Origin of the sequence: Paracoccus sp. MC1862 (genome assembly GCF_016617715.1) — a bacterium.
Classification (GTDB): domain Bacteria; phylum Pseudomonadota; class Alphaproteobacteria; order Rhodobacterales; family Rhodobacteraceae; genus Paracoccus.
Genome location: NZ_CP067225.1, coordinates 2,010,271 through 2,035,867, shown reverse-complemented (window position 1 = coordinate 2,035,867; position 25,597 = coordinate 2,010,271). Strand labels below are relative to the sequence as shown.

At 67.3% G+C, this 25,597-nt stretch carries 30 protein-coding genes and 1 tRNA gene; 16 read left to right on the top strand and 15 right to left on the bottom strand.

Going from position 1 to position 25,597, the window contains the following annotated elements:
- Positions 1-144 precede the first annotated feature (144 nt).
- Positions 145-1,221, top strand: a complete 1,077-nt coding sequence (locus JGR78_RS10060; RefSeq protein ID WP_182805051.1) for an AI-2E family transporter — start codon at positions 145-147, stop codon at positions 1,219-1,221.
- Between the two features lie 131 nt (positions 1,222-1,352).
- Positions 1,353-2,315, top strand: coding sequence for a glycosyltransferase (locus JGR78_RS10055; protein WP_182805053.1), 963 nt, complete (start codon positions 1,353-1,355; stop codon positions 2,313-2,315).
- Between the two features lie 29 nt (positions 2,316-2,344).
- On the opposite strand, the gene JGR78_RS10050 is transcribed toward JGR78_RS10055, so the two are convergent.
- Positions 2,345-2,818: an Lrp/AsnC family transcriptional regulator gene (locus JGR78_RS10050; RefSeq protein WP_182805055.1), complete on the bottom strand. Its 474-nt coding sequence runs from the start codon at positions 2,816-2,818 to the stop codon at positions 2,345-2,347.
- Between the two features lie 125 nt (positions 2,819-2,943).
- On the opposite strand from JGR78_RS10050, the gene JGR78_RS10045 reads away from it, so the two are divergent.
- The 5 genes from JGR78_RS10045 to JGR78_RS10025 all read left to right on the top strand — a co-directional run bounded on the left by JGR78_RS10045 (position 2,944) and on the right by JGR78_RS10025 (position 7,122).
- Positions 2,944-3,399: an Rrf2 family transcriptional regulator gene (locus tag JGR78_RS10045; RefSeq protein ID WP_182790699.1), complete on the top strand. Its 456-nt coding sequence runs from the start codon at positions 2,944-2,946 to the stop codon at positions 3,397-3,399.
- A 285-nt stretch (positions 3,400-3,684) separates the two neighbouring features.
- On the top strand, positions 3,685-4,689 hold the full coding sequence (locus tag JGR78_RS10040; RefSeq protein WP_182790852.1) for a sulfate ABC transporter substrate-binding protein: 1,005 nt from the start codon (positions 3,685-3,687) through the stop codon (positions 4,687-4,689).
- Between the two features lie 14 nt (positions 4,690-4,703).
- Entirely contained in the window at positions 4,704-5,525 is an 822-nt protein-coding gene (cysT, locus tag JGR78_RS10035; protein ID WP_371816631.1) for a sulfate ABC transporter permease subunit CysT, read from the top strand.
- Positions 5,518-6,390, top strand: a complete 873-nt coding sequence (gene cysW, locus JGR78_RS10030; protein ID WP_182805059.1) for a sulfate ABC transporter permease subunit CysW — start codon at positions 5,518-5,520, stop codon at positions 6,388-6,390. Before cysT ends, cysW begins: the two co-directional genes overlap by 8 nt.
- Positions 6,391-6,402: 12 nt before the next feature.
- Positions 6,403-7,122, top strand: a complete 720-nt coding sequence (locus tag JGR78_RS10025; RefSeq protein ID WP_182805061.1) for a sulfate/molybdate ABC transporter ATP-binding protein — start codon at positions 6,403-6,405, stop codon at positions 7,120-7,122.
- Positions 7,123-7,151: 29 nt separating this feature from the next.
- Here JGR78_RS10025 and soxZ read toward each other — a convergent pair whose 3' ends face one another.
- The 7 genes from soxZ to JGR78_RS09990 are packed head-to-tail and all read right to left on the bottom strand — an operon-like array spanning position 7,152 to position 12,375.
- The gene (gene soxZ / locus JGR78_RS10020) at positions 7,152-7,478 is read right to left on the bottom strand and encodes a thiosulfate oxidation carrier complex protein SoxZ (RefSeq protein ID WP_182790695.1); all 327 of its coding nucleotides are present in this window, start codon (positions 7,476-7,478) and stop codon (positions 7,152-7,154) included.
- Positions 7,479-7,488: 10 nt separating this feature from the next.
- The gene (locus JGR78_RS10015) at positions 7,489-7,968 is read right to left on the bottom strand and encodes a thiosulfate oxidation carrier protein SoxY (protein ID WP_200559286.1); all 480 of its coding nucleotides are present in this window, start codon (positions 7,966-7,968) and stop codon (positions 7,489-7,491) included.
- The gene (locus JGR78_RS10010; RefSeq protein WP_200559285.1) at positions 7,961-9,301 is read right to left on the bottom strand and encodes an FAD-dependent oxidoreductase; all 1,341 of its coding nucleotides are present in this window, start codon (positions 9,299-9,301) and stop codon (positions 7,961-7,963) included. Before JGR78_RS10010 ends, JGR78_RS10015 begins: the two co-directional genes overlap by 8 nt.
- A 2-nt stretch (positions 9,302-9,303) precedes the next feature.
- On the bottom strand, positions 9,304-10,341 hold the full coding sequence (locus JGR78_RS10005; protein WP_200559284.1) for a YeeE/YedE family protein: 1,038 nt from the start codon (positions 10,339-10,341) through the stop codon (positions 9,304-9,306).
- Positions 10,338-11,615: an NAD(P)/FAD-dependent oxidoreductase gene (locus JGR78_RS10000; protein ID WP_182805063.1), complete on the bottom strand. Its 1,278-nt coding sequence runs from the start codon at positions 11,613-11,615 to the stop codon at positions 10,338-10,340. The genes JGR78_RS10005 and JGR78_RS10000 overlap by 4 nt, the downstream gene beginning before the upstream one ends.
- Entirely contained in the window at positions 11,612-11,911 is a 300-nt protein-coding gene (locus JGR78_RS09995; RefSeq protein ID WP_182790693.1) for a c-type cytochrome, read from the bottom strand. The genes JGR78_RS10000 and JGR78_RS09995 overlap by 4 nt, the downstream gene beginning before the upstream one ends.
- A complete protein-coding gene (locus JGR78_RS09990; RefSeq protein WP_182790692.1) occupies positions 11,908-12,375 on the bottom strand; it encodes a PPC domain-containing DNA-binding protein in 468 nt (155 codons plus the stop codon). The genes JGR78_RS09995 and JGR78_RS09990 overlap by 4 nt, the downstream gene beginning before the upstream one ends.
- 247 nt (positions 12,376-12,622) lie before the next feature.
- On the opposite strand from JGR78_RS09990, the gene JGR78_RS18165 reads away from it, so the two are divergent.
- Together JGR78_RS18165 and JGR78_RS09985 are read left to right on the top strand one after the other, a co-directional pair.
- The gene (locus tag JGR78_RS18165) at positions 12,623-12,853 is read left to right on the top strand and encodes a hypothetical protein (protein ID WP_234450710.1); all 231 of its coding nucleotides are present in this window, start codon (positions 12,623-12,625) and stop codon (positions 12,851-12,853) included.
- A 50-nt stretch (positions 12,854-12,903) separates the two neighbouring features.
- The gene (locus JGR78_RS09985; protein ID WP_234450709.1) at positions 12,904-13,596 is read left to right on the top strand and encodes a fumarylacetoacetate hydrolase family protein; all 693 of its coding nucleotides are present in this window, start codon (positions 12,904-12,906) and stop codon (positions 13,594-13,596) included.
- Here the strand turns inward: JGR78_RS09985 and dapD are convergent, their stop codons facing one another.
- Positions 13,597-14,421, bottom strand: coding sequence for a 2,3,4,5-tetrahydropyridine-2,6-dicarboxylate N-succinyltransferase (gene dapD / locus JGR78_RS09980; protein ID WP_182790690.1), 825 nt, complete (start codon positions 14,419-14,421; stop codon positions 13,597-13,599).
- Positions 14,422-14,517: 96 nt separating this feature from the next.
- Between dapD and JGR78_RS09975 the strand changes: the two genes are divergently transcribed.
- Entirely contained in the window at positions 14,518-15,342 is an 825-nt protein-coding gene (locus JGR78_RS09975) for an LOG family protein (protein ID WP_182790689.1), read from the top strand.
- Positions 15,343-15,403: 61 nt separating this feature from the next.
- On the opposite strand, the gene rlmH is transcribed toward JGR78_RS09975, so the two are convergent.
- Entirely contained in the window at positions 15,404-15,880 is a 477-nt protein-coding gene (rlmH, locus tag JGR78_RS09970; RefSeq protein ID WP_370576331.1) for a 23S rRNA (pseudouridine(1915)-N(3))-methyltransferase RlmH, read from the bottom strand.
- An 8-nt stretch (positions 15,881-15,888) separates the two neighbouring features.
- Positions 15,889-16,293, bottom strand: a complete 405-nt coding sequence (gene rsfS, locus JGR78_RS09965) for a ribosome silencing factor (protein WP_182790688.1) — start codon at positions 16,291-16,293, stop codon at positions 15,889-15,891.
- Positions 16,294-16,658: 365 nt separating this feature from the next.
- Between rsfS and leuC the strand changes: the two genes are divergently transcribed.
- Genes leuC through JGR78_RS09950 form a run of 3 tightly spaced genes read left to right on the top strand, consistent with a single transcriptional unit; the run spans position 16,659 to position 19,809 of the window.
- Positions 16,659-18,101 (top strand): 3-isopropylmalate dehydratase large subunit, encoded by a 1,443-nt coding sequence (gene leuC, locus JGR78_RS09960; protein ID WP_182805065.1) that lies wholly within the window; start codon positions 16,659-16,661, stop codon positions 18,099-18,101.
- Positions 18,102-18,118: 17 nt separating this feature from the next.
- Positions 18,119-18,724, top strand: coding sequence for a 3-isopropylmalate dehydratase small subunit (gene leuD, locus JGR78_RS09955; RefSeq protein ID WP_182805067.1), 606 nt, complete (start codon positions 18,119-18,121; stop codon positions 18,722-18,724).
- Positions 18,715-19,809 (top strand): endonuclease/exonuclease/phosphatase family protein, encoded by a 1,095-nt coding sequence (locus tag JGR78_RS09950; RefSeq protein ID WP_370576330.1) that lies wholly within the window; start codon positions 18,715-18,717, stop codon positions 19,807-19,809. The genes leuD and JGR78_RS09950 overlap by 10 nt, the downstream gene beginning before the upstream one ends.
- Here JGR78_RS09950 and JGR78_RS09945 read toward each other — a convergent pair.
- A complete protein-coding gene (locus tag JGR78_RS09945; protein WP_182790685.1) occupies positions 19,763-20,164 on the bottom strand; it encodes a hypothetical protein in 402 nt (133 codons plus the stop codon). The genes JGR78_RS09950 and JGR78_RS09945 overlap by 47 nt on opposite strands.
- Before the next feature lie 138 nt (positions 20,165-20,302).
- Between JGR78_RS09945 and leuB the strand changes: the two genes are divergently transcribed.
- The 3 genes from leuB to JGR78_RS09930 all read left to right on the top strand — a co-directional run bounded on the left by leuB (position 20,303) and on the right by JGR78_RS09930 (position 22,485).
- Positions 20,303-21,424 (top strand): 3-isopropylmalate dehydrogenase, encoded by a 1,122-nt coding sequence (leuB, locus tag JGR78_RS09940; protein ID WP_182790684.1) that lies wholly within the window; start codon positions 20,303-20,305, stop codon positions 21,422-21,424.
- Between the two features lie 6 nt (positions 21,425-21,430).
- Positions 21,431-22,360 (top strand): DMT family transporter, encoded by a 930-nt coding sequence (locus JGR78_RS09935; RefSeq protein ID WP_182790683.1) that lies wholly within the window; start codon positions 21,431-21,433, stop codon positions 22,358-22,360.
- Positions 22,361-22,408: 48 nt separating this feature from the next.
- Positions 22,409-22,485, top strand: a tRNA-Pro gene (locus JGR78_RS09930).
- A gap of 546 nt (positions 22,486-23,031) precedes the next feature.
- Here the strand turns inward: JGR78_RS09930 and tnpB are convergent.
- The 3 genes from tnpB to JGR78_RS09915 all read right to left on the bottom strand — a co-directional run bounded on the left by tnpB (position 23,032) and on the right by JGR78_RS09915 (position 25,279).
- Positions 23,032-23,853 (bottom strand): IS66 family insertion sequence element accessory protein TnpB, encoded by an 822-nt coding sequence (gene tnpB / locus JGR78_RS09925; protein ID WP_182806267.1) that lies wholly within the window; start codon positions 23,851-23,853, stop codon positions 23,032-23,034.
- 85 nt (positions 23,854-23,938) lie between these two features.
- The gene (locus JGR78_RS09920) at positions 23,939-24,322 is read right to left on the bottom strand and encodes a transposase (RefSeq protein ID WP_182790681.1); all 384 of its coding nucleotides are present in this window, start codon (positions 24,320-24,322) and stop codon (positions 23,939-23,941) included.
- Between the two features lie 99 nt (positions 24,323-24,421).
- Entirely contained in the window at positions 24,422-25,279 is an 858-nt protein-coding gene (locus tag JGR78_RS09915; protein WP_182802959.1) for a restriction endonuclease, read from the bottom strand.
- Positions 25,280-25,597 lie beyond the last annotated feature (318 nt).

Sequence of the window (25,597 nt, the reverse complement as noted above, 5' to 3'; positions counted from 1 at the left end):
GGGATATTTGAACGAAGAAGAATGAAGGGGGACGCAGGTCGCCCCCTTTTCCTCATGCGGAGGTGTAGGCCGTGTGAGCCGAGCAGCGTTGCGTAAAAGGCCGTTCTCGCCAATAGTCGCACCCAAAACGGGGACGGTTGCGACATGCTGGTAATGGTTCGGCCGCGGACGATCTGGATGCTGGCCGGGCTGGTCCTGGCGGTCATGCTGGTCGGCCGCCTGGGCAACGTGCTGGCGCCCTTCGTGCTGGGCACGGCGCTGGCCTATTTCCTGGATCCCCTCGCCGACCGGCTGGAGCGGATGGGGTTTTCACGCGGCTGGGCGGTGGCGGTCATCATGCTGGTGAGCCTGTCGGCCATGGTCGCGGCCGCCCTGTGGCTGCTGCCGACGCTGATCGCGCAGGTGCGCCAGGCGGTCGAGGCGCTGCCGCGCGCCGTGCGCTCGGGCTTTGACTTCCTGACCATGCATTTCCCCGAGATGATGGAGGACGGCGGCTTCCTGCGCCAGTTCATCACCGACCTTTCCGACCGCATCCGCCTGACCGCGCTGATGCTGCTGGGCGGCACCGTCAGCACCGTCATCAGCGCCGTCGGCACCATCTTCATCTTCATCGCCACGATGACCGTCTCGATCTACATGCTGTATGACTGGGACCGCATCGTGCAGGGCGTGAACAAGCGCCTGCCGCCGGGACAGGCGCCGCTGATCCGCCGCCTCGCCCGGGACATCGACGGAGTGATGACGGGCTTCGTGCGGGGGCAGGTGATCGTGGGCGGGCTGCTTGCGACCTTCTATTCCACGGTGCTGATGGCGCTGGGCCTGAACTACGGGCTTCTGATCGGGATTGCTTCGGGGCTTTTGAACTTCATCCCCTACCTGGGGTCCTTCTCGGGCTTCATTCTGGCGACGGGGGTGGCGCTGGTGCAGTTCTGGGGCGACTGGTGGCGGGTGGCGCTGGTGGCCTTCATCTTCGTCTTTGGCCAGGTGGTCGAAGGCAACTTCGTCACTCCCCGGATCGTGGGCGATTCGGTCAAGCTGCACCCGGTCTTCCTGCTGCTGTCGTTGGCGGTGGGCGGAACGCTCTTCGGCTTTGCCGGGCTGCTGCTGGCGGTGCCGCTGGCGGCGGGGCTGGGGGTGATCGTGCGCTACTTCGACGCCGAATACCGCGCCAGCATCCGCCGCCGCCGCACCCGCCAGCTGCTGCAACCACGGGTGGATTGAGGCAGCCGCTTGCGCCTTTCTGCAGATGCTGCCAAGAGCCGGGAAGATACCCGTCAAAGTTGATCTGGCCGTGCAGAGTTCGCGACATGAATGATTCCTTTCCCGCGGCGCGGCACCTCCGCGGATGCGTCGTGGTCTGTTCGGATGCCAACTGGGCTTGGCAGAGCGCCTTTCTGCTGATGCGCTCGATGGCGTTCGACGCCGGAAAGGCGCTGGATCACCATCTTTATCTGGCGGGTGACGTCGATCAGCGCGTGCTGGATATCCTTCCTCCCGAAATCACGCTGCACCGGATCGAGGAACTGCCGGAATCATATTCGCTTGCGGCCAAGGGGCATATCCCGGCAGCGTCCCTGCTGCGGCTTGTCGCGCTGGAGGAACTTGGCCGCAGCTATCCACGGATCATCTATCTTGACGGCGACGTGTTCCAAGCCTGGGGTTCTCTGGCCGACTTGCTTGCCGTCGATCTGGAGGGCAAGCTGGTGGCCGCGGTGCGCGACAAGCTTCAGTGGCCCAGCGGCAAGCGGTGGATGGAACGCTACATCAACCAGCTTGCGCGCAGGTGCGGTGTCGATCGGCTGGAGTATTTCAACTCGGGCGTGCTGCTGATCGACGGGACCGCCTATGTCGATGCCAAGATTTCAGCCCGGACATTCGCGTTCATAACCGACAATCGGGATTTCCTTCGGTTCGTGGATCAATGTGCGCTGAACGCGGTGTTGGCTACCCAGTGGTGCGAACTGTCGCCGGGCTGGAACTGGCAGGTGTCGCGCAAGGTGCTGGGCCTGACCGTCGGGCGTCGACCGCGGCTGGTTCATTTCGTGGGCGAGATCAAGCCGTGGGTGGATCAGCTGCGCGTGCTGCCGCCGGAAGCCTTCCACGCAATGCTCGACTTTCTGAAGCATCATCGGCTGACGGATCTTCTGTCGCCGAAAGCCCCCTGCCACTTCGATTTCCGCAGCATGGAGCGCGCGCGCGTCCGCTTCATCACCGATTGGGCCGGCGACACCTTTGCCAAGCGCGAGGCGGTGAAATCCTATCTCGACCGCACGGATTTCGCCGATTACGCGGCAGGCCTGCGGTCCTTCGGCTGAGAAGGGGGCTTCCGCGCCGCAGGCCGCTTTCAGCGCGTGCTGGTGTCCAGCGGATAGCCCGGCGTTGCCTTCAGCCGTTCCAGCACGAACAGGGACGAGCACGACTTGACGGTCACCATCGTGGTCAGGCGCTTGTAGAACGCGTCAAAGGCCGGGACGTCGCGGGCCACGATCTGCAGCAGGTAGTCGTAGACGCCGGCCATGCGATAGACCTCGCGCACTTCGGGCATCGCGGCCAGCGCCGATTCGAAGCCCGCGCGCCATTCGGGCGAGTGGTCGGGCGCCTCGACGCCTGAGAAGACGGTCAGGCCGAGCCCCAGCTTGGCGGGGTCTGCCAGCGCCACGCGGCCGGTCAGGACGCCCGTGGCTTCCAGCTTCTGGATGCGTTTCCAGCAGGGTGTCTGGGACAGGCCCACCTGGTCGGCGATCCGGCCGATGGGCTGCGTCGCGTCGCGCATCAGGGCTGCGACGATCTTGCGGTCGATGAGATCGAGCGTGGTCATGGCGTCCTCTTGTCGCGTCCCGCATGGCTGGCATTCTGGCGCAGGAATGTCTATTATCCAAGTCGTCTTTTATTCTTCCCCTCGCGGTGCTTGCGGCGACGCCGGTGCCTGCCTACGGCTTGCTGATGATCACGCAGAAGATGAAATACGCGCTCAAGGCGCTGCTGGTCCTGGCCGACGAGGCGGCCTCGGACACACCGCAGCCCTTGCCGATCGAGCAGGTCGCCAGGCGGTCCGGCACGCCAAAGCGGTTCCTGGAACATATCCTGCTGGAGATCCGGGACAGCGGGGTGATCGCCTCGCGGCGCGGGCGGACGGGGGGATATGTGCTGGTCAAGCGCCCGGCAGAGGTGAAGCTGTCGGAACTGCTGCGGCTGATCGACGGGCCGCTGGCGCCCTTGCCCTGCCTGTCGCGCAGCGCCTATCAGCGCTGCGCCGACTGCACCGACGAGGAAACCTGCCGCATCCGCAAGACCTTCGCGGATGTGTTCTGGACCTATCTGCTGATCATCGATTCGCTGACGCTGGCCGACCTGATGCGATCGGACGACATCGCCAGCCGGGTCATGGCCGAGCCCTGACAAGCCCTGTGCGGGTTCTGCCCGGTCCGTCCCGCCGCGCAGGCCGGGGGCGTTTTCGCGCACGCCTCATGCCCGGCCAGGCGGGAGCAGGCGAGAGAATGGTATTCTCAAATCACGATAAAATACGCCGTGATTTTTTTCTTGCCATAGACGACTTTCTGACTCGATATTTATCCCATGGCGACGGCCCCTGGCGGCCGCGCGATCATGAGGAACAACCAGATGACCCGGCAGACCCTTGGTTCCATCGCCCCTCGCCCCCGGCCCCTGACCCTTGCCGAGATCATGACGCCCCTGCGGCGGGTGCGCCCGCTGCTGACAGGGGGCGCGATCCTAGCCGCGCTGGCGCTGGGCATCGGCGGCGCCCGCGCCGAATCGCTGCTGAACGTCAGCTACGATCCGACGCGGGAGCTTTACCGCGACGTGAACGCCGCCTTCACCGAATACTGGACCGCGCAGGGCAACCCCGCGCCGCAGATCGAAACCAGCCACGGCGGGTCCGGCGCGCAGGCGCGCTCGGTGGTCGAGGGGTTGAACGCGCAGGTGGTGACGCTGGCGCTGGCGTCCGACATCGACCGCATCGCCGAGGCCGGCAAGCTGCCCGCCGACTGGCAGGGGCGGCTGCCGCACAACTCGTCGCCCTATACCTCGACGGTCGTGTTCCTGGTGCGTGAGGGCAACCCCGAGGGCATCCGCGACTGGGGCGATCTGGTGAAGGAAGGGGTCGAGGTCATCACCCCGAACCCCAAGACCTCGGGCGGGGCGCGCTGGAACTATCTGGCGGCCTGGGCTTGGGCGGAACGCAACGGGCAGAACCCGCAGGACTTCGTGGGGGCGCTGTTCCGCAACGTGCCGGTGCTGGATTCGGGCGCCCGCGGGGCGACCACGACCTTCGCCCAGCGCGGCATCGGCGACGTGCTGCTGGCCTGGGAAAACGAGGCCTATCTGGCGCTGAAGGAACTGGGCGAGGATCAGTTCGACATCGTGGTGCCCTCGGTTTCGGTTTTGGCCGAGCCGCCGGTCGCGGTGGTGGAGGCCAACATCGCCAATGACGAGCAGCGGGCGCTGGCCGAGGGCTACCTGAACTTCCTGTATTCGCCGCAGGGGCAGGCGCTGGCCTTCAAGCACTATTACCGCGCCTGGGATGCCTCGGCTGCGGCCCCCGAGGATGTGGCCCGCTTTCCCAAGCTCGATCTGGTGGACATCGCCCATTTCGGCGGCTGGGCCAAAGTGCAGCCCGAACACTTCGGCGACGGCGGCATCTTCGACCAGATCTACGTGCCGAAATGAGCGGCCGCCCCTTCGTGCAGCGGTCCCCCATCCCGGGCTTCGGCCTGGCGATGGGGGTGACCATGGCGATGCTGTCGGTGGTCGTGCTGCTGCCCATCGGCGCCCTGCTTCTCAAGGGCGCCGATTTCGGCCTGTCAAATATCTGGGCCACCGTGAACCGCGAGCGCGTCTGGAAGGCGCTGTGGCTGTCCTTCCGGCTGTCCTTCCTGGCCGCGATGTTCAACCTTGTCTTCGGGGTGATGCTGGCCTGGGTGCTGGCGCGCTATCGCTTCCCCGGCCGCCGCCTGCTGGATGCGGCGGTGGACCTGCCCTTCGCGCTGCCCACCGCCGTTGCCGGGATCGCGCTGACCGCGCTTTACGCGCCGAACGGGGCCTTCGGCTCGGTGCTGGCGGACTGGGGGATCAAGATCGCCTATACGCAATGGGGTATCCTGATCGCGCTGATCTTCGTGGGCCTGCCCTTTGTCACCCGCACCGTCCAGCCGGTCATCGAGGAGATCGAGCGCGAGGTCGAGGAGGCCTCGGCCACGCTGGGGGCGTCACGGCTTTACACGTTGCACCATGTGATCCTGCCGATGCTGGCGCCCGCCGCACTGACGGGCTTCGCGCTGGCGCTGGCCCGCGCCGTGGGGGAATACGGCTCGGTCATCTTCATCGCCGGGAACATCCCGCTGCTGACCGAGATCGCGCCCCTGCTGATCGTGATCCAGCTTGAGGAATTCAACTACGACGCCGCCGCCGCCATCGGCATCGCCATGCTGCTGATCTCCTTCGCGATGCTGCTGGCGATCAACCTCATCCAGATCTGGAGCCGTCGGAGGATCGGATATGTCTGACATCTCCCTTGGCCCCGCCCGCCGCTTCCGCGCGCCTACGGCTGAAGCCCCGGCCCTGCGGATCGCGCTGATCCTGCTGGCCGTCACCGGCATCGGCCTGCTGGTGCTGGCCCCGCTGGCCACCGTCTTTGCCGAGGCGCTGTTGCGCGGGGTCGGCGCGGCGGTGGCCAGCCTGTCCGACCCGCAGGCCTGGTCGGCGATCCGGCTGACGCTGCTGGTCGCCGCCATCGCCGTGCCGCTGAACGCGGTCTTCGGGCTGGCCGCCGCCTGGGCGATCACCAAGTTCGACTTTCGCGGCAAGGCCTTTCTCATCACGCTGATCGACCTGCCGTTTTCCATCAGCCCGGTGGTGGCGGGGCTTTGCATCGTGCTGACCTTCGGAGCGAACTCGATGATCGGGGGATGGCTGGTGGCGCATGGCTTTCCCATCGTCTTCGCCCTGCCGGGCATCGTGATCGCCACCATGTTCGTGACCTTCCCCTTCGTCGCCCGCGAGCTGATCCCGGTGATGATCGAGCAGGGCCGCGCCGAGGAGGAAGCCGCCCTGACCCTCGGCGCCTCCGGCTGGCGTGTCTTCTGGACCGTGACCCTGCCCAACATCCGCTGGGCGCTGCTGTATGGCGTGCTGCTGTGCAACGCCCGGGCGATGGGCGAGTTCGGGGCAGTCGCGGTCGTCTCGGGCAAGATCCGCGGGCAGACGGCGACCATGCCGATCACCATCGAGATGCTTTACAACGAATATCTTTCCGTGGCGGCCTTTACGATGGCGGCGCTGCTGGCGCTGCTGGGGCTGGTCACGCTGCTGGTCAAGACCTCGCTGGAAATCCGCCATGCCGATGCGTTGGCAGCCCAGAGGCGGCACTGAAAGGACATGGTCATGGTGATCCAGATCGACGAAATCTCGAAGCTGTTCGGCACGACCGCGGCGCTGCATCCGGTGTCGCTGTCCATTCCTGGCGGCGCGCTGGTCGCGCTGCTGGGACCCTCGGGGTCGGGCAAGACGACGCTCTTGCGCATTCTCGGGGGGCTGGAATACCCGACCTCGGGGCGGGTGCTGTTCGACGGGCAGGACGCGACCGGCATGACTGTGCAGGAACGCCGCGCGGGCTTTGTCTTCCAGTCCTACGCGCTGTTTCGGCACATGACGGTCTTTGACAACATCGCCTATGGCCTGAACGCCCGGCCCCGCGCGAGCCGCCCGCCAAAGGCGGAAATCGCCCGGCGGGTGACGAAGCTTCTGGACCTGATCCAGCTTCCCCAGATCGCCGACCGCTATCCCAGCCAGTTGTCCGGCGGCCAGCGCCAGCGGGTGGCGCTGGCCCGTGCGCTGGCTATCGAGCCGCGGATGCTGCTGCTGGACGAGCCTTTTGGGGCCTTGGACGCCAAGGTGCGCAAGGAACTGCGGCAGGGGCTGCGCGAAATCCATGACGAGACGGGGCTGACGACCGTATTCGTCACCCATGACCAGGACGAGGCGATGGAACTGGCCGACCTGGTGGTGGTGATGTCGATGGGCCGGATCGAGCAGATCGGCAAGCCGCAGGACATCCGCGACCGTCCTGCCACCGCCTTCGTGCGGGACTTCATCGGCGCGTAAGGGGCGGGCGGCGATGCCGCCCGCCGGTCTCAGGCGAGGGTGATCTCGCGCTCGGCCTCGGTCACGGTGCCGGTTGCGTCGAACCACGCCATGCGCAGGGTGCCGGGCTGGCGGGCGGCAAAGGTGAACTCGAGATAGGGGTTCTGCGAGATCGCCGTTTCCGGCAGCCATTCCATCAGCAGCGTATCGCCCAGGGTCGCGGTGAAGCCGGTCAGGATGTCGGCGGGGATCGGATCGCCATTGGCATCGAGGCGGAAGCCGCTTTCCATGACATGGACGATCTGGGCGCGAACGCGGACGATCTCGTCCTTGGCTGGGGTTTCGTTGCTGATCCAGATGCGGGGGGGACGGGACATGGCAGGCTCCTTACAATCCGCAGCCGCCGGCGGCGACGGTGATTTCCTGCCGCGCGACCAGCACCCGGCCGTCGTTCATCCGCGCCAGCGCCCGCACCGGCATGGTCCCGATCAGCCGCAGCCGCACCGCCACGTCGGCCGAGCCGGTGGCGGGGGTGAAGCGGAAGCGGCAGGCGAAGGGCAGGGGGTTCAGTTCGGCGATGACGATGATCTCCTCGCACCACGAGTCCTCAGTGATCGGTTCGGTCACATGGACGCGCACCGGCACGGCGGCGGGGTTGTCGCCCAGCGCGGGCAGGTCCAGCGCCAGCCCTTCGGTCAGGGGCGTGGCGCCGCCTGCGAACTCGGCCGCGAGGTCTTCGGCCAGGGCCGAGTCGAGCTGCGGCATCGCCAGCGAGCTTTGCGCCAGCGCCGGGCGCAGGCCCAGCGCCGCCATGCCGGCAAGCGCCGCGCCGCCCATCAGCAACCCGCGCCGGTCAAGGTCAGACACGAACGAAGTCATCGAACATCCCGTTGATCCAGACAAGGTCTTCCTCCATCAGGTCGGGGGTGCGGACGTCGATATCAATCTGCGTCTGCTGCACAAGCCCGTCAGCCCCGACCTCATACAGGAACTCGACCGAGATCGCCTCGCGCGGGTCGCCGTTGACCAGCATGTAGCAGAGGTTGTCGGGCAGCCGCGCCACGACCTCCTCGCCGCGCACGCGCTCGCTGATGTTCTTCGCCACCAGCTTGCCGATGTAATTCGCGACATGGGCGCTTTTCGGGTAATGCCCGAACTGGGGCGAGATCGGGCCCATGCTGTCGCCGACGATATAGACGTCCTCGTCCGCATTGGCGTGGTAAAGGCGCGGGTGCATGTCGGCCCAGCCGGTGGATCTGCCCTCGGCGTCCTTGCCGATCAGGTCGGCGTGGAACACCATCTCGGCCGCCTGATGCGGCGGCATGAAGATGGCGTCGTCGAAGTCGAAATCGCCTGCCTCGGTCATGATCCGCTTGTTGAAGGGATCGACCTCCTTCACCCGCGCATTCGGGACATGGGTGATGATGTCGGGGTAAAGCTCGGCGAAGGCCGCGCGATAGCCCGCGCCGATGGGGGCGACCTGCGGCTTGGGATCGAGGATCACGATCTTCGCCGGGATGTTGTTGGTCTTGAAATGCCATGCCATCAGGCAGGCGCGTTCATAGGGCGAGGGCGGGCAGCGGTGGGGCGGCGGCGGCAGGGTCATCACGATGGTGCCGCCCTGGAAGCTGCGGACCTTGTCCTTCAGCCCCAGCATCTGTCCCTGCGGGATATAGGCGGAGGCGTAATGCGCGCGGGTATGGTCGATCGCCGCCTGGTCGTCCCCGAACCAGACGTCCCAGGCGTCGCGGATGCCGCCCGACAGGATCAGGAAGTCATAGTCCACGTTCCCCTTGGAGGTGCGGACGATCTTCTTGTCACGCTCGATCCCCGTGACGTCGCACTGGATCAGGGTGTAGCCGTATCTGTTCGCGGGCCGCTGCATGTCGTGGACGAGGAAGCCCGTGTCCACCACGTCGATCAGCCACTTGTTCGAGAAGGGGGCGGACCAGAAGAAGGGGTTGCGTTCCAGCAGGATCACCTCGGCGTCGGGCAGTTCCTGCTTGACGTAGCGCGCGGCGGTCAGCCCGCCCCAGCCGCCGCCCGCGATGACGATGCGGGGGGCGCTGCCCGAGCGGGGCTTGAGAACGGTTTTCCCTGTCAGGGCGGCGGGGGCGGCCAGCGCCGGGGTAAGGTTCATCAGCCCTGCGCCCAGCGCGAGGGCCGGCGCGGCAGTCAGAAGCGTGCGGCGGCGGATCATGTTCATGTCCTTTCAGGAAAAGCAGGAAGGATCGTCAGGCCCAGCATCGTGCCGGCGAGGATGCCGGCAAAGGCGATGAGGCTGGCGACCGAGAGGGTGGAAAGGCCCGATAGCCCTTGTCCGATGGAGCAGCCAAGCGCCAACACGCCGCCGAAGCCCATCAGCGCGCCGCCGAGGGCCGAGGCGACGGTCTGCCGGGGCGAGCCGAAGCTTTCGGCCCGCAGGCTGCGGGTGAGAAGGGCGGTGGCGAAGGCGCCGATCAGGGTGCCGCCGATGATGGCGACGCCGAAAGCCGCCTGCCGCCCGGTCGATAGCATCAGCCACAGCACGCTTTCCCCCATCGGGCCGATGTAGCTGAGCGAGGTCAGCGGCTTCGGGTCAAAGGGGTCGTCGGTGGCGAAGGTGATCCACCAGCCGCCGACGACCGTTGCGCCGATGATGGCGGCCATCGCCGCCTCAAGCGGGCGGCGGCTTATCAGCGGCCAGGCGAAGGCTGCCAGCGCCAGCGCGGGCAGGATCGTGGCAATTGCCAGGGCGGCCTGCGCCGGGATGCCGGCGCTCGCGATGAGTTGCGGCAGCGACAGCCCGGCAAGGCTCGCCTGCCCGAGTTGCTGGACCGCCGCGCGGGCCGGGGCCAGAACGCCGGTCAGCGTGGCCTGCGCGGCCAGCCCGAGGCAGAGCAGCACCACCAGCGACCGCAGGTTGCCCCCTGCCAGCAGCACCAGCGCCCGCGCCCCGCAGGAATTGGCCAGCACCATGCCGAGGCCGAAGATCGCCCCGCCGATCAGCATGGAAAGCCACGGGCTGCCCGCCCGCAGCGGCAGGGCGGCGGACAGGTCGGTGCCGCCCATAAGGTTCAGCGCCTGCGACCCGGCCAGCGCCACGGCGAGGGCCAGCGCAAAGGCCCGCAACGCCGAAAGATCGCGCGCAGCCTTCCCCGGCACCAGCCCCTTGACCCCCCTCAGCAGGCAGAAGCGGCCTGCGCGGGCGGCGGCGCCGAAGACAGCGCCGAGGAGCAGGCCGAGGGCGACGACGCTCACGCCTGCGTGCCCCAGATGTCGGCGCAGATTGCGGCATACCAGCCGGCGCCGTAATCGGCCTCGGCCTGGCGGAAATCCGCGCCGGCGTCCAATGGGCTGACGCCGCCCGAGCCTTCGATCTCGACGACCCTCCCGTTTTCGCCGCGATAGACGCCGGCGACCGAGATGCCGTAGTCGGGGCCGATCAGGCTGTAGCAGGTGTTGGCGTAGCTTGCCCGTGGGGCCTCGCGCCCGGCGAGTTCCGCGGCGATCACAGCGGCCGCGACCTTGCCTTGCGTGTTCGCGGCAAAGCCCGACTTGGGCATGGGCGCCGCGATGGTCGCGTCGCCGAGGACGAAGATGCCGGGCACCCGCGCGGATTCGAAGCGGTCGCCATCGACCGGCACCCAGCCGGTGTCGTCCGTGACGCCCGCGCGTTCGGCGATCAGCCCGGCCTTCTGCGGCGGGATCACGTTCAGCACGTCGGCCTTGTGGACGTTGCCGAAGCCGGTCACGGCCTCGCGGGCGCTCGCGTCCACCTGTTCCACCAGCCCGTCGTCGGACAGGCTGACCCATTCGATCATGCCGGGATAAAGCGCGTCCCACCCCTGCTGGAACAGCGCCTGTTTCGAGAACTTGTCCTGCGAATCGAGGATCAGGATCTTCGAGCGCGGCTTGTTCGCCTTGAGGTAATGCGCGACCATGCTGGCGCGTTCGTAAGGCCCCGGCGGGCAACGGAAGGCGCCCTGCGGGACGACCATCGCGAAGGTGCCGCCGTCCTCCATCACCTCAAGCTGGGTCCGCAGAAGCCGGGTCTGCGGCCCGGCCTTCCAAGCGTGGGGGGCAAACTCGGCTGCGGCTTCGTCATAGCCCTCGATCCCGTTCCAGCGAAAGTCGATGCCGGGCGACAGCACCAGCCGGTCCCAGTTCAGGCGCGCGCCGTCCGACAGGGTGACGGTGCGGGCAGTGGCGTCCACATCCTCGGCGCGGGCGTGGATCACCTCGATCCCCTGGGCGCGAAGGTCGTCGAAGCCGTGGCCGAGGCTGTCCCAGTCGCGCAGGCCCGCGAGGTAGAGGTTCGAGAAGGGGCAGGTGACGAAGCGTTCGTTCGGCTCGACCAGCGTGATCCGCACCGCGGGGTCCAGCCGGCGCAGGTAGCGGGCGGCGGTGGCGCCGCCGAAGCCGCCGCCGACCACGACCACATGAGCTGCCCCTTGGCCGCGAACCAGCGAGGGCAGGGCGAACGCCCCGATCCCCGCGCCGATGCCCTGAAGGATGCTGCGGCGCGCGATCATGGGTCCACCCTTTCGAACCATTCGGCGAGGGCGCGGATCTGCGCCTCGTCATAGCCCTTCATCAGCCGCGGCATGACCGTGGCGGCGGGGTCCTGTCCGTCGCGGAAGGCCAGCATCTTCGCGGCGGTCTCCTCGGCCGGCAGCCCGGCGATCGAGGGGATGGCGCCGGGCGAGTGCCCGTCAGGGCCGTGGCAGTTGGCGCAGGAACCCGCCAGCACCTGCAAGGCAGCGCGGTCCGGTTCCTCGGCCGCAAGGGGCAGGGCCAGGGCGAGAAGGGGGGCAAGCAGGCGGATCATCCGGGCATCTGTTCGATATAAAGCTCGTCAAAGCCTGAAAGCGGGCAGGGCCGGCGGGAAAAGCGCAGGTCGGGCAGCAGCAGCGCCACGATCTCGGCGGTGGTGAAGACCTGCGAGCCGGGCAGCAGGTGGCCGCCGAAGGCCCGCCCCTCGCCGTTGGCGATGGACAGATGCAGGTGCTGGTGGGCGGGGTCGATGGTGCCGGTCAGCGACAGGATCTCGAAATGCCCTTGGTAGAGGGTCGCTTCGGTGCGGTTCGCATGGCGCAGCCGGACTTCGCGCAGGCTACCGACGCAGCTTGTGACCGCCATGGCCCCGGCCCCCGTCCGGCTCTGAAGCCGGCGCAGGCCGTCGATCAGGTCGCAACCGGGCTGCAGCCGGGTCGCGGCAAAGCCCCCCGGCGAGGTCGCAACAGCCGTATCCGCCCCGTCCGGAGCGGCAATGGAAAGAGAGGGGAAGGGCAAGCCGTTCTCCGCCGGATGACCGAACCTGGGCAGCCCCGCCGGGGCATCACGAAACCAAGGCGCATCCGCGACCTTCTGCCAGAGATACGACCCGCGGCAGGGTCATGTCAATCCGGCGGCCAGAGGGGACGGCTGCATCTTCCGGTTTCGCCCGTGATGCCCCCGCTGGATGATCTGTCACATGCTTGCGGGATGCCCCTGATCCTGACCGTTCTGACCGGAAGGCCCGTTCCCCCCGGAAGGACCGATGTCCCGGAGCGAGCGGGTGTTGGGAAACAGCCCCGCGCCCCGGCGCCAGGACAAGCTGCAGCCGAGGATGATCGCCGCTTGCGTCAGCCTGCTCGCTGGGGCGTTGGCCGACCGCAGGCCAAGGCGCAGGGCCTTCGGGATCGCCGCCGCATCATTCCCGGCCGTCACCTTCCGCCGCAGCGGCATGGTGCTGGAAAACGCCGCGCCCATGCTGCCAGAGCGCGCTTGACGCGGGCGGGCGGCTCGGCTCTCGATGCGCCCGCAACCAAGGAGCGCGCCGTGACCCAGACGATCTTCCCCGCCCCCATTCTGCCGACTGTTCCGGTGACCGGGCAGAACGCCGCCTTTCCGGTCCGCCGCATCTTCTGCGTCGGCCGCAACTATGCCGCCCATGCCGCCGAGATGGGGGCCGAGGTGGACCGCGAGGCGCCCTTTTATTTCACCAAGTCGGCCTTTTCGCTGACCACGGGCGGCACGCTGCCCTATCCGCCGGGCACCGAAGACTATCACCACGAAGTCGAACTGGTCGTGGCGCTGGGCCGCCCCGCCTTCGGCATTTCCCCTGCCGACGCGATGGGCTGCGTTTTCGGCCATGCGGTCGGTCTCGACATGACGCGGCGCGACCTGCAGGCGGTGGCGAAATCGAAACAGCGCCCGTGGGATCTGGGCAAGGATGTCGAGAACTCGGCCGTGATCGGCCCGATCACCCCGGCCGAGGGCTTCCAGCCGTCCGGGCAGCGCATCACCCTGCAGGTGAACGGCACGCTGCGGCAGGATGCGCCGCTGTCGGACATGGTCTGGTCGATCCCCGAACTGATCGCGGACCTGTCGCGCTATTACCACCTTGAGCCGGGCGACCTGATCTATACGGGCACACCTGCGGGTGTCGGCGCCGTGCAGCCGGGCGACCACCTGCAGGCGCGGGTCGAGGGGCTGGAGCCGCTGGATGCGGCGATCGGCCCCGCCGAATGATCAGTCGCGCAGAAGCTCGTTGATCGAGGTCTTCGAGCGGGTCCTGGCATCGACCCGCTTGACGATCACCGCGCAGTAAAGGTGGACGCCGTTCTTGGACGGCATCGAACCCGCGACGACGACGGACCCCGCAGGCACCTCGCCATACATGACCTCGCCGGTTTCCCGGTCCAGGATCTTGGTGGACTGGCCGATGAAGACGCCCATGCCGAGGACCGAACCTTCGCGCACGATCACGCCCTCGACCACCTCGGAGCGGGCGCCGATGAAGCAGTCGTCCTCGATGATCGTCGGGCCAGCCTGCATCGGTTCCAGCACACCGCCGATGCCGACGCCGCCCGACAGGTGGACACGCTTGCCGATCTGCGCGCAGGAACCGACCGTGGCCCAGGTATCGACCATCGTGCCCTCATCGACGTAAGCCCCGAGGTTCACGAAGGAGGGCATCAGCACCACACCCTTGGCGATAAAGGCGGAACGGCGGACGACGCAGGTCGGGACGGCGCGGAAGCCCGCCTCGCGCCAGCGGGCCTCGTCCCAGTCCTTGAACTTGCCGTCCACCTTGTCCCACCAGGTCCCGCCCTGCGGGCCGCCCGGATGCAGTTCCATGTCCTGAAGGCGGAAGCCCAGCAGCACGGCCTTTTTCGCCCATTGGTTCACGTGCCAGTCGGCCCCGCGCTTTTCGGCCACGCGCAGCTCGCCCCGGTCGAGTGCCTCCAGCGTCGCCTCGATGGCGTCGCGGGTTTCGCCCTTCGTCGCGGGGGTGAGGGAGTCGCGGGCGTCCCAGGCGGCCTCGATGGCGGTTTCAAGCGCAGCGTTCGACATGGTGGCCCTTTCCGGCGGTTGGGTGGAAATCTTTACCATTGGGCTATAAGCGGGGGGTCAGGACCGTGCAACGCCGGTGGCCACTTTGAGGTTTGGATGACGCCCCCCGACGACGAACGCAGCCATAACCTGCGCCACAGCGAACAGGACGTGATCGCAGTCGCGCAGGAACCGGACACGCCGCAGACCCGCGCGCCGTCCTATCGCCTCGCCTTCACCGACACGGAATTCCTGCTGCGCGAGGAACTGCGGCCTGTCCGGCTGCAGCTTGAACTGCTGAAGCCCGAGATGATCATGGACGAACGCGGGGTCGCCTCGACCGTGGTGATGTTCGGGGGCGCGCGGATTCCGGCGCCGGAACACGCGGGACAGGCGCGCACCCCCACGCTGGCGCGGCTGTCGGCCTATTACACCGAGGCCGAGCGGTTCGCTTGGCTCGTCACCCAGCGGTCGATCGCCAGTCACGGGCGCGAATGGGTGATCTGCACCGGCGGCGGGCCGGGGGTGATGGAGGCCGGGAACAAGGGCGCATTCGAGGCGGGCGGCCAGTCCATCGGCCTGGGCATCGTGCTGCCGCACGAGCAGGCGCCGAACCTTTACGTGACGCCGGAGCTGGCGTTCAACTTCCATTATTTTGCCATCCGCAAGATGCATTTCCTGATGCGGGCGCGGGCGATCACGATCTTCCCCGGCGGCTTCGGCACGCTGGACGAGATGTTCGAGGCGCTGACCCTGATCCAGACCGGCCGGATGAAGCCGATCCCGTTCCTGCTGTTCGGGACCGAGTTCTGGAACCGCATCATCGACTGGCAGGCGCTGGCCGAGGCCGGCACCATCAGCCCCGAGGACCTCGGCCTGTTCACCTTCGTCGAGACCGCCGAGGAAGCGATCGCCGCCATTGACGCCTTCGACCTCGGCTGAGGCCCGGCCCGCCGTCAGGACGGCACCGCACGGGCAGGGGCCGTCCGTCAAAGCGGGGCGATCACGCCCGGTGATAGGGCGATCCGGCAAGAATCGTCGCGGCGCGATAAAGCTGTTCGGAAAGCATCACGCGGGCCAGCATGTGCGGCCAGACCATCGCGCCGAAGGACAGAGTCACGTCGGCACGGTCGCGCAAGGAAGGGTCCAGCCCGTCCGCGCCGCCGATCAGGAACACGGCGTCGGACCGGCCGTCGTCGCGGAAGCGGGCAAGATGCATGGCGAAGTCGGGAGAGGTGAGCAGCCGCCCGCGTTCGTCCAGCGCGATCACCGCCGCGCCGTCGGGAATCTGGCGAGAGAGAAGGGCGGCCTCGGCGGATCTGCCGCCGCCCTTGCGATCCTCGACCTCGGCCACTTCGGCGGGACCAAGGCCGAGCGCGCGGCCAGTCTGGGCGAACCGGCCGAGATAATCCTGGATCAGCGCCGCCTCGGGGGCACGCGCGGCCAGCCTCCCGACCGCGGCGATACGGACCCGCAGCATGGCCGGCCTTACTGGGCCAGCGGCTGTGCGGCGTTGAGGGCCGTGCCGCTGCGCAGGCTGGCGACTGCGTCGGCGGGCATCCACATCTTCTCGAGCTGGTAGAACTCGCGCACTTCGGGGCGGAAGACATGGACGATGACGTCGTCGGCGTCGATCAGCACCCAGTCGCCGGTGTCCTTGCCCTCGATCCGGGCTTGGCGCCCGGCCTCGTGCTTGAGACGGTCAACCAGCTTTTCGGCAATGGAGGCCACCTGGCGCGCGTTGCGGCCCGAGGCGATGACCATGTGGTCGGCCATGGCGGAACGTCCGCGCAGGTCGATGGTGACGACATCCTCGGCCTTGTCGTCATCGAGCGAGGCGAGGATGCGGGCAAGCAACTGGTCGCTGCTTTCCGCGGTGGTCGCGGTCGGCACGTCGGCCGACGGGACGGTGGTGGACAGGGGACTTCCTCCGGTCAGCGCGCCGATCTTCCCCGGCGCAGGGATGAATCGAAAGATAGCACGCGAAGGCCCATTCTCAACCGCCGCAAGTTCACTTTCCGCAGCCACAGCACCGGAAAACGGCCATGCGCGCCGCTCAGACCCGCCAACCCCTTGCAGGACGTGGCGTCAAGGGCCTATCTTTACGGCCATGATCCGGTTTTTCGACATCCATGATCGCGCTCGTCTGCCCGGCCGATTCTACGGCGTGACCCGGACGGTGACCGCGCGACTGTGAGGCGGGCCTGCTTTCGCGCCTGCCTTTCCCCCAATCGCCATCCCTTCCGAAAGAGACAGCCATGACCGGCACCCCGACCCCCAGCGGCCCCCGCACGCTTTACGACAAGATCTTCGACGCCCATGTCGTCGACCGCCAGCCCGACGGCACCTGCCTGCTGTATATCGACCGCCACCTCGTCCACGAGGTGACCAGCCCCCAGGCCTTCGAGGGGCTGCGGATGTCGGGCCGCACCGTGCGCCGCCCCGACCAGACCATCGCCGTGCCGGACCACAACGTGCCGACCACGCCCGACCGCGTGGCGGGCATCCAGAACCCGGAAGGCCGCATTCAGGTCGCGGAACTGGACAAGAACGCCCGCGACTTTGGCGTGAATTATTACCCGATGAACGACATCCGGCAGGGCATCGTCCATATCGTCGGCCCCGAACAGGGCTGGACCCTGCCTGGTATGACCGTCGTTTGCGGCGACAGCCACACCGCGACGCATGGGGCCTTCGGCGCGCTGGCGCACGGGATCGGCACGTCGGAGGTCGAGCACGTGCTGGCCACCCAGACGCTGATCCAGAAGAAATCGAAGAACATGAAGGTCGAGATCACCGGGCGCCTGCGTCCCGGCGTGACGGCCAAGGACATCACCCTGTCGATTATCGGCCACACCGGCACGGCGGGCGGCACTGGTTATGTCATCGAATACTGCGGCGAGGCGATCCGCGAGTTGTCGATGGAAGGCCGAATGACCGTCTGCAACATGGCGATCGAGGGCGGCGCCCGCGCGGGCATGATCGCGCCGGACGAGAAGACCTTTGACTACGTCAAGGGCCGTCCCCATGCGCCGAAGGGCGCGGCGTGGGAGGCTGCGCTTTCCTGGTGGAAGACGCTGTTCTCGGACGAGGGCGCGCATTGGGACAAGGTCGTGACCATCCGCGGCGAGGACATCGAGCCGGTCGTGACCTGGGGCACCTCGCCCGAGGACGTGCTGCCCATTGGCGCGACCGTCCCCGCGCCCGAGGATTTTGAGGGCGGCAAGGTCGAGGCGGCGCGGCGTAGCCTCGACTACATGGGCCTCAAGCCCGGCATGAAGCTGACCGACATCAAGGTGGACGCGGTCTTCATCGGCTCCTGCACCAACGGCCGGATCGAGGACCTGCGCGCCGCCGCCGAGGTGCTGCGCGGCAAGCATCTTGCGCCGGGCGTGCGGGGGATGGTGGTTCCCGGCTCGGGTCTGGTCAGGATGCAGGCCGAGGAGGAGGGGCTGGACAAGGTCTTCCTCGACGCGGGCTTCGAATGGCGGCTCGCGGGCTGTTCCATGTGTCTGGGCATGAACCCCGACCAGCTGGCGCCGGGCGAACGCTGCGCCGCGACCTCGAACCGCAACTTCGAGGGCCGGATGGGCCGGGGCGGGCGCACCCACCTGATGTCGCCGGTGATGGCGGCGGCCGCGGCCGTGACCGGCCACCTGACCGACGTGCGCGAGCTGATGGCCGCGCCGGTGGATGCCTGAGGGGAGACGAGGACAACATGGACAAGTTCACCACCCTGACCGGCATCGCGGCGCCCATGCCGCTGGTCAACATCGACACCGACATGATCATCCCCAAGCAGTTCCTGAAGACGATCCATCGTTCGGGACTGGGGAAGAACCTGTTCGACGAGATGCGTTATTTCCCCGACGGGACCGAGAACCCGGACTTCGTGCTGAACAAGCCGGCCTGGCGGGACGCGCAGATCATCGTGGCGGGCGACAACTTCGGCTGCGGCTCCTCGCGCGAGCACGCCCCCTGGGCGCTGCTGGACTATGGCATCCGCTGCGTGATCTCGACCAGCTTCGCGGACATCTTCTACAACAACTGCTTCAAGAACGGCATCCTGCCCATCGTCCTTCCGCAGGACGCCGTGGACGCGCTGATGAAGGATGCCGAGAACGGAGCCAACGCCCGGCTGATCGTCGATCTTGAATCGCAGGTGGTGACGGGCGCGGACGGCACCGCCTATCCCTTCGAGATGGACCCGCACCGCAAGCACTGCCTGCTGAACGGATTGGACGACATCGGCCTGACGATGGAGAAGGCCCTGTCCATCGATGCCTATGAGACCCGGATCGCCCAGTCTCAGCCTTGGGTCTGAGGCGGCTTGCCCTCGCGCTGGCGCTGGCCTCGGGGCCGGCGCTGGCGGATACCATCCGCATTGCCAGCTACAGCCCCGACCTGTCGCGCGACGGGCCGGGGCTTCTGCTGCGTGACATCCTGTCGGGCAAGGACGAACAGGTCGCGGCCGCCGTGCAGGTGATCGCGGCTGCGGATGCCGATGTGCTGCTGCTGACCGGCTTCGACTGGGATCATGACGGCGCGGCGCTATCGGCCTTTGCCGATCTGCTGGAAGCGGCAGGCGCGGGCTATCCCCACCGCCATGCGAGCCGCCCGAACAGCGGGATGGCGACCGGCCTCGATCTGGACGGCGACGGGCGGACGGGGACGGGGGACGACGCGCAGGGCTTCGGGCTGTTCTCGGGGCAGGGGGGCATGGCGCTGCTGTCGCGGCTGCCGCTTGGCGAGATCATGGACCACTCCGGGCTGCTGTGGCGCGACCTGCCGGGGAACCTGATGCTCGCGGTGCCGGCTGAGGTGGCCGAGGTCCAGCGCCTCTCGTCCACCGCGCATTGGGACGTGCAGGTGCTGGTCGGCGGAGCGGTCTTGCACCTTCTAGCCTTCTCGGCCACCCCGCCGGTGTTCGATGACCCTGAAACCGACCGCAACGGCCGCCGAAACCATGACGAGATCGCCTTCTGGACGCATCACCTGCCCGCCGCGCCCTTCGTGATCCTCGGCGACTTCAACCTTGATCCCGTGGACGGAGACGGGCGGCGCGAGGTCTTCGACCTGCTCTGGCCTCATGTGCAGGAAACCGAAGCCGCAAGCCGGGGCGGATTCCTGGCCCCGCAGGACGGAGCCAATGCCGTGCAAAAGGGCGACCCGGCGCGTGACACGGCGCAATGGTCGGCGGCGGATGGGCCGGGCAGTCTGCGGGTGGACTTCGTGCTGCCCGCAAAGGGCCTGACGATGGTGGACGCGGGCGTGCTGTGGCCCGCGCCGGGCGAGCCTTTGGTAGATACCGTCGCCACGGCCTCGCGGCACCGGCTGGTCTGGGTGGACCTCGACTTCGGCGCTATTGCGAATGCGACAGCGGCGTCGTCGCCCCGCCCATCGCCTTGAGCCGGGCGATCAGCGGCTGCGCCCTCGGCCCGATCCGGTCGCAGGCCTCGGGGTCGTCCAGCAGCTTGAACGCGGGGCCGTAGAACTGCTTGTCATATGCAGAAGCGTCCAATCCAAGCTGCGCCGCCAGCTTGTCGCCCGTCCCCGCGATCAGCGTCCATTCCGCGTCTGATACCGGATAGGCCGGGCAGTTCGAGGTGATGACATTGACCTGCGCCAGTTCCGCGATCAGCGTCCGCGCCTGATCGGGCGACAACCCCGAGGTATCGGGCAGGGGCACCGTCATCCCTCCCTCTGCCCAGGCAGCACCTGAGACAATCACCAGCAAGGCGGCGGCAAGCATGGGTTTCATCATTCGTCTCCCGTCGATGGGCTTGCCCTTACCGACAGGACATGGAGGGCAGGGGCAAGCCAAATGGCCGTGAACTTGACCCTTGCGCGGGGCGGGGCTAGGCGGGACGCGACCCGCATCCCGAACACACAAAGGCGCAAGATGAGCGACAGCTATTCCCTTCTGATCCTGCCGGGCGACGGCATCGGCCCCGAAGTCATGGCCGAGGTGCGCAAGGTCATCGACTGGTTCCAGGCGAACCGCGGGATGCGCTTCGACGTCAGCGAGGACCTGGTCGGCGGCGCGGCCTACGATGCCCATGGCAAGCCGATTTCGGATGAGACGATGGCCAAGGCGCAGGCCGTCGATGCGGTGCTGCTGGGCGCCGTCGGCGGCCCGGCCTATGACAACCTCGACTTCAGCGTGAAGCCGGAACGCGGGTTGCTGCGGCTGCGCAAGGAGATGGACCTTTACGCCAACCTGCGTCCAGCGCAGTGCTTTGACGCGCTGGCGGATTTCTCGTCGCTCAAGCGCGATGTCGTGGCGGGGCTGGACATCCTGATCGTGCGGGAACTGACCTCGGGCGTATATTTCGGCGAGCCGCGCGGCATTTCCGCCGACGAGCGGCCGGAGAACGAGGGCGGCCGCGTGGGGGTGAACACCCAGCGCTATACCAGCGGAGAGATCCGGCGGGTCGCGCGTTCCGCCTTTGAACTGGCGCGGAAGCGCAACAATCGCGTCTGTTCCATGGAAAAGGCCAACGTCATGGAATCGGGCATCCTCTGGCGCGAGGAGGTCCAGTGGGTCCATGACAACGAATACCCCGATGTCGAGCTGACCCACATGTATGCCGACAACGGCGCCATGCAGCTTGTCCGCCGTCCCTCGCAGTTCGACGTGATCGTGACCGACAACCTGTTCGGGGACATCCTGTCGGACGCGGCGGCGATGCTGACCGGCAGCCTCGGGATGCTGCCTTCCGCGAGCCTGGGCGCGCCGATGGCGAACGGCCGACCAAAAGCGATGTATGAGCCGGTGCATGGCTCGGCCCCCGACATCGCGGGGCAGGGCAAGGCCAACCCCATCGCCTGCATCCTCAGCTTCGCCATGGCGCTGCGCTATTCCTATGACGAGGGCGCTGCCGCCGACGCGCTGGAAGCGGCGGTTCAGAAGGTGCTGGCGGACGGCGCCCGCACCGCAGACCTGATGGGTCCGGAAGGGGGCACGCCCATCAGCACCGCCGAGATGGGCGACCGGATCGTCGCGGCGCTGGCGGCGGGCTGATCGCCCATGCGCGGCAACCTTGCGGGCGCCGCGCTGGGCCTTTGCGCGATGGGCGCCTATGCGAGTCATGACGCCATCATCAAGCTGCTGGGGGCGAGCTATTCGCCCCTGCAGATCGCCTTCTTCGTGGCGCTGATGTCCCTGCCGGCGCTGGCGGTGGTGGCCGCACGCCGGTCTTCGGTCAGCCTGTGGCCGCGGCATCCCGGCTGGGTCGGGTTGCGGTCGGCCTGCCTGACGGTCAACGTGCTCTGCGCCATGGCGGCCTTTGCCGCGCTGCCGCTGACGCAGGTCTATGCGATCCTGTTCACCATGCCCCTGCTGATCACGCTGCTGTCCGTGCCGCTTCTGGGCGAGCGCATCGGCCCGCACCGCCTTGGGGCGGTGCTGCTGGGCCTTGCGGGGGTGCTGATCGTGCTGCGGCCGGGACAGGCGCAGCTTGGCCCCGGTCATCTCGCCGCCGCGCTGTCGGCGCTCTGCGGCTCGCTGTCGGCGGTGATCGCCCGCCGCCTGGGCGGGTCCGAGCGCACGCTGGTCCTCGTCCTCTGGCCGGTGCTGCTGAACCTGACCGTATGCACCCTGGCGCTGCCCTTCGTCTACCGTCCGATGCCGGGGGGCGACCTCGGCCTCGCCGGGCTGGTGGCGCTCTTCGGCCTGGTGGGCGCGGTGCTGACCGTCCGCGCCTATCGCACCGCCGAGGCGGCCGTAGTCGCCCCCATGCAATACAGCCAGATCCTGTGGGCCACGATCTACGGCTGGCTGCTGTTTTCCGAACTGCCCGACGGCGCCACCCTGCTGGGGATCACGGTCATCGTGGCCTCGGGCCTTTATATCCTGTGGCGCGAGACACGGGCGCCCGCCACCCGGCGGCCGGTGACGGCGGCCGAGGCGCTGCCCTCGCCCAGCCTCGGCGGCTTCCGACGCCTGCTGCGTCGCTGATTTCCCCTTGCAATCGTCCCCCACGCGGGATACCTGCCCCGTCACGGTCGGAGCGTAGCGCAGCCTGGTAGCGCACCTGCTTCGGGAGCAGGGGGTCGGAGGTTCGAATCCTCTCGCTCCGACCAATAAGAAAAATCCCGAAATGTCAGTGCGTTATTTTTAGAGTGCGATCTCTTCCGAAACACCCTTCCGGCGCAGAGAACCGGATCAGCGAAGCTGGCTCCTCTCCGGTGCTCGACCAGTTTGTCTGCGCTAGCCGAATCGACAGGCGCATCTAGCTGCCACAGGAAAGCGGCCCTCAACTCCACTCACGTATGGAGCAGGAGGAATGGCCAAGTCGCGCTGAGTCCCCAGACATGCGGCCAGTTCGGCAGACAGCCTACTCCAGAGTTGGGTGAGCTTCCCACGCTTGACGGTATGGAAGCCGCCTTTCCCGTGTTCAGGAGAACCAGGTTCGTTCACAGCTCGGCACTGTCCGCACCCTCGACCACAAGGCTCCACATGCGTGCCAAAGGCAGTTCAGCCCGAATGTCCTCAGGTAGCTGCTCGTAAACGCCAAGAAGATTGTCCATCAGTTCATCCCGGCCCCAGAGCCGAACGCGGAAGTACAGTTCGTTGATCCGACATTTGAAAGGTCCGGTGAACCCGGCCCAGCGTAAGCGGTGCTCCGATCACACCTTTGCAGCGTAGTTCCACGGCAGGAGATCGTGGATCTGGCTCTGCTTATGTCCAGTGACGATGGCGGTGAGCGTTGCCGCCAACCAGGCGTGGGGATCAACGCTGTTGAGTTTGCAGGTTTCGATCAGCGAGGCGATGAGGGCCCAGTTTTCGGCTCCGGCGTCGTGCCCGGCAAAGAGAGCATTCTTCCGGTTCAGGGCGATCGGACGGATGGTGCGTTCGACGGCGTTGGAGTCCATCTCGACGCGACCGTCGGTCAGAAAGCGCCTGAGACCGTCGCGGTATCTGGCAATATAGGCGAGCGCCTCGCCCAGTGGCGACTTTGCGGACGCGCGGGCGCGATGATGGCGCAGCCAGTCGTCAATGCGGGCGAGGATCGGGGCTGAACGGTCCTGCCGTGCGATCAGGCGGGCGGTGGTGGGGTCGCTGCCGCGAATGTCAGCCTCGATACGATAGAGATCGCGGATGAGGTCGACGCCCTCCTCGGCGATCGGTGCGGGTCCGGTGCGGGTGATCTCGATGAGCTTTCGCGCGCGCGCAGCGATGGCCCGGACCCGCCGCCAGTCCAGCCCGGCAAACAGCGCCTCGAACTGGGCATGGCTCAGCGTCATCAGGCCGTCCTTCACCGCGGGCCAGCTGAAGCTGTGCTCCTCCAGCCGCTTGCAGGCCATCACCAGCCCGGTGCCGTCCCAGTAGAGCAGCTTCAGCCGATCGGCCTTGCGGGCCCGGAACACGAACACCGTCCCGGTGAACGGGTCCTTGCGCAATTCGTTCTTCACCAGCGCCGCCAGGCTGTCGTGGCCCTTGCGGAGCAAGCCATCAAGGCGCCATCGGTCCGAGCCCGATGGCGAGCGATGGGCTTTGTCGCCACCATGATCCGCACCCGGTGCGACGGGAAGATCATGCCGGGGCCGTCAGCGCGCGCACGAGGGCCGCAAGCCGTTCGGCCGAGACGCCGGCCTCGAGGCGGATCGTCACCGCGCCGACCCTGATCTCCAGGCCGACGGCTTCGGAACAGCGCGGGCCTTCGTCGGAGGGCGCCACGATCATGGCCGCGAACCCGACCGAACCCTCCGGCGCGGGCAGCACCAGCTGCCCCGCCCGGGCGCGCGAGCGCCACAACGACAGATGGTTGGCCTGCAGCCCGTGCCGTGCCGCGACCTCGTTCACCGTCACACCCGGGCGCAGCGTCTCCGCCACGATCCACGCTTTCACCTCATCCGGCCAAGTCCGCCGATGGCGACCGCCGCCATCGAGCGGGAGAACCTCCAGTGTAGCCGCCATGGAGAAACTCCCTCCCGCCCATCACAGGACATCCCGATCCCAGATCAGAACAGGCCAGAGAAGGTGGGAGCAGAACAGCGCTTACGGCCCAGCTTACGATCAGGCCATGATCTGCCTGGGTGTCCTAATGCTCCCGATGAGAGCCTGTAGACTCGGCTGATCGACGATCATGGTGCCCGACTTGACCTGGACAACAAGGCGCGGACTTTCGAGGCCGAGGGGACCGCTACCGGCCACGATGTCGACACCGTTGTCAGCTCCTAGCGGGGTGACGCGGGCGACATAGCCTTGGGCATTCAGGATGGCCCCGACGAGCCGCGTGAAATCGTGCCCCGTAAAGACTGATGCCACCCGCCGCTCGATCTGGTCCCGCGCGATCCGCTCAAGATCTACGAGTTGGTCGGATGCCTCTGCACTCTCGGGGACGCTGGAAGACACCACAGGTGTGGACGGGCCGGTAGTGAGCGTAACCCCATCCCCGTGGTCCTGGCCGGTGTCTATGACGCTCTCGATGCGCTTGAGGGCATTGTTTCTACTCACCTCGCATACCGTCATGAATGCACCGAAGCTGTAAAGCAGATCCTGCTTGAATGTATCCCGTGGCAGGTCGGTCTTCAGCCACTCAACCTTTCTGGTGATCTGCCCTTCCGGTCCGGGCGCGTAGTCCCCAACCAAGCGACCGATCCAGATCGTCGAGCTCGTCTTCATCGGGGACACGACGAAGTCGCCGGCGCGCGCGACGTTGATGAGCTGATTGACCTGTGCCGCGTAGTTTCGCAGCGTAGCAGCCTTCTCGTCGGGGTGGATGCGCGAGATGACGGCCAGCACTGCCCCTCGGTCCTTGCATGCGCGTAGATCTTCACGGACACCGAAGTCGATCGAGAGAAGGCACTGTTCTTGTGCCTGCTTCTCGCCCTCGCCATGGCGACCGAGACGGACCAACCAAAGACGTTCCATTGCATCTCCAAGCTTAGCCTTGGGAGAGTAGCTTGGAGGTGGCGAAGCGCAACGACGTGGGACGGGCGACCCTTATGAGGAATGGCGCGACCTCCGTGGATCCCGGGGGTCACGAGGAGACGGTTGATCGCTGCGTCCTCTTGCCCCTGTCAGTTGCGCATCCGGTCCAGCGTCTGCCGGAGTGCCGCGGTGCTCTCGAGGTCGACAGCCGGGTCCGAGCCAGCCGAGATCACCCGGATCATCTCGATCCAGCCTCGTTCATTCGGGGTGAGAACGTCTCAGCCGGAAAGGCGCGCGGGATCCGCCGGTGCAGCGAAC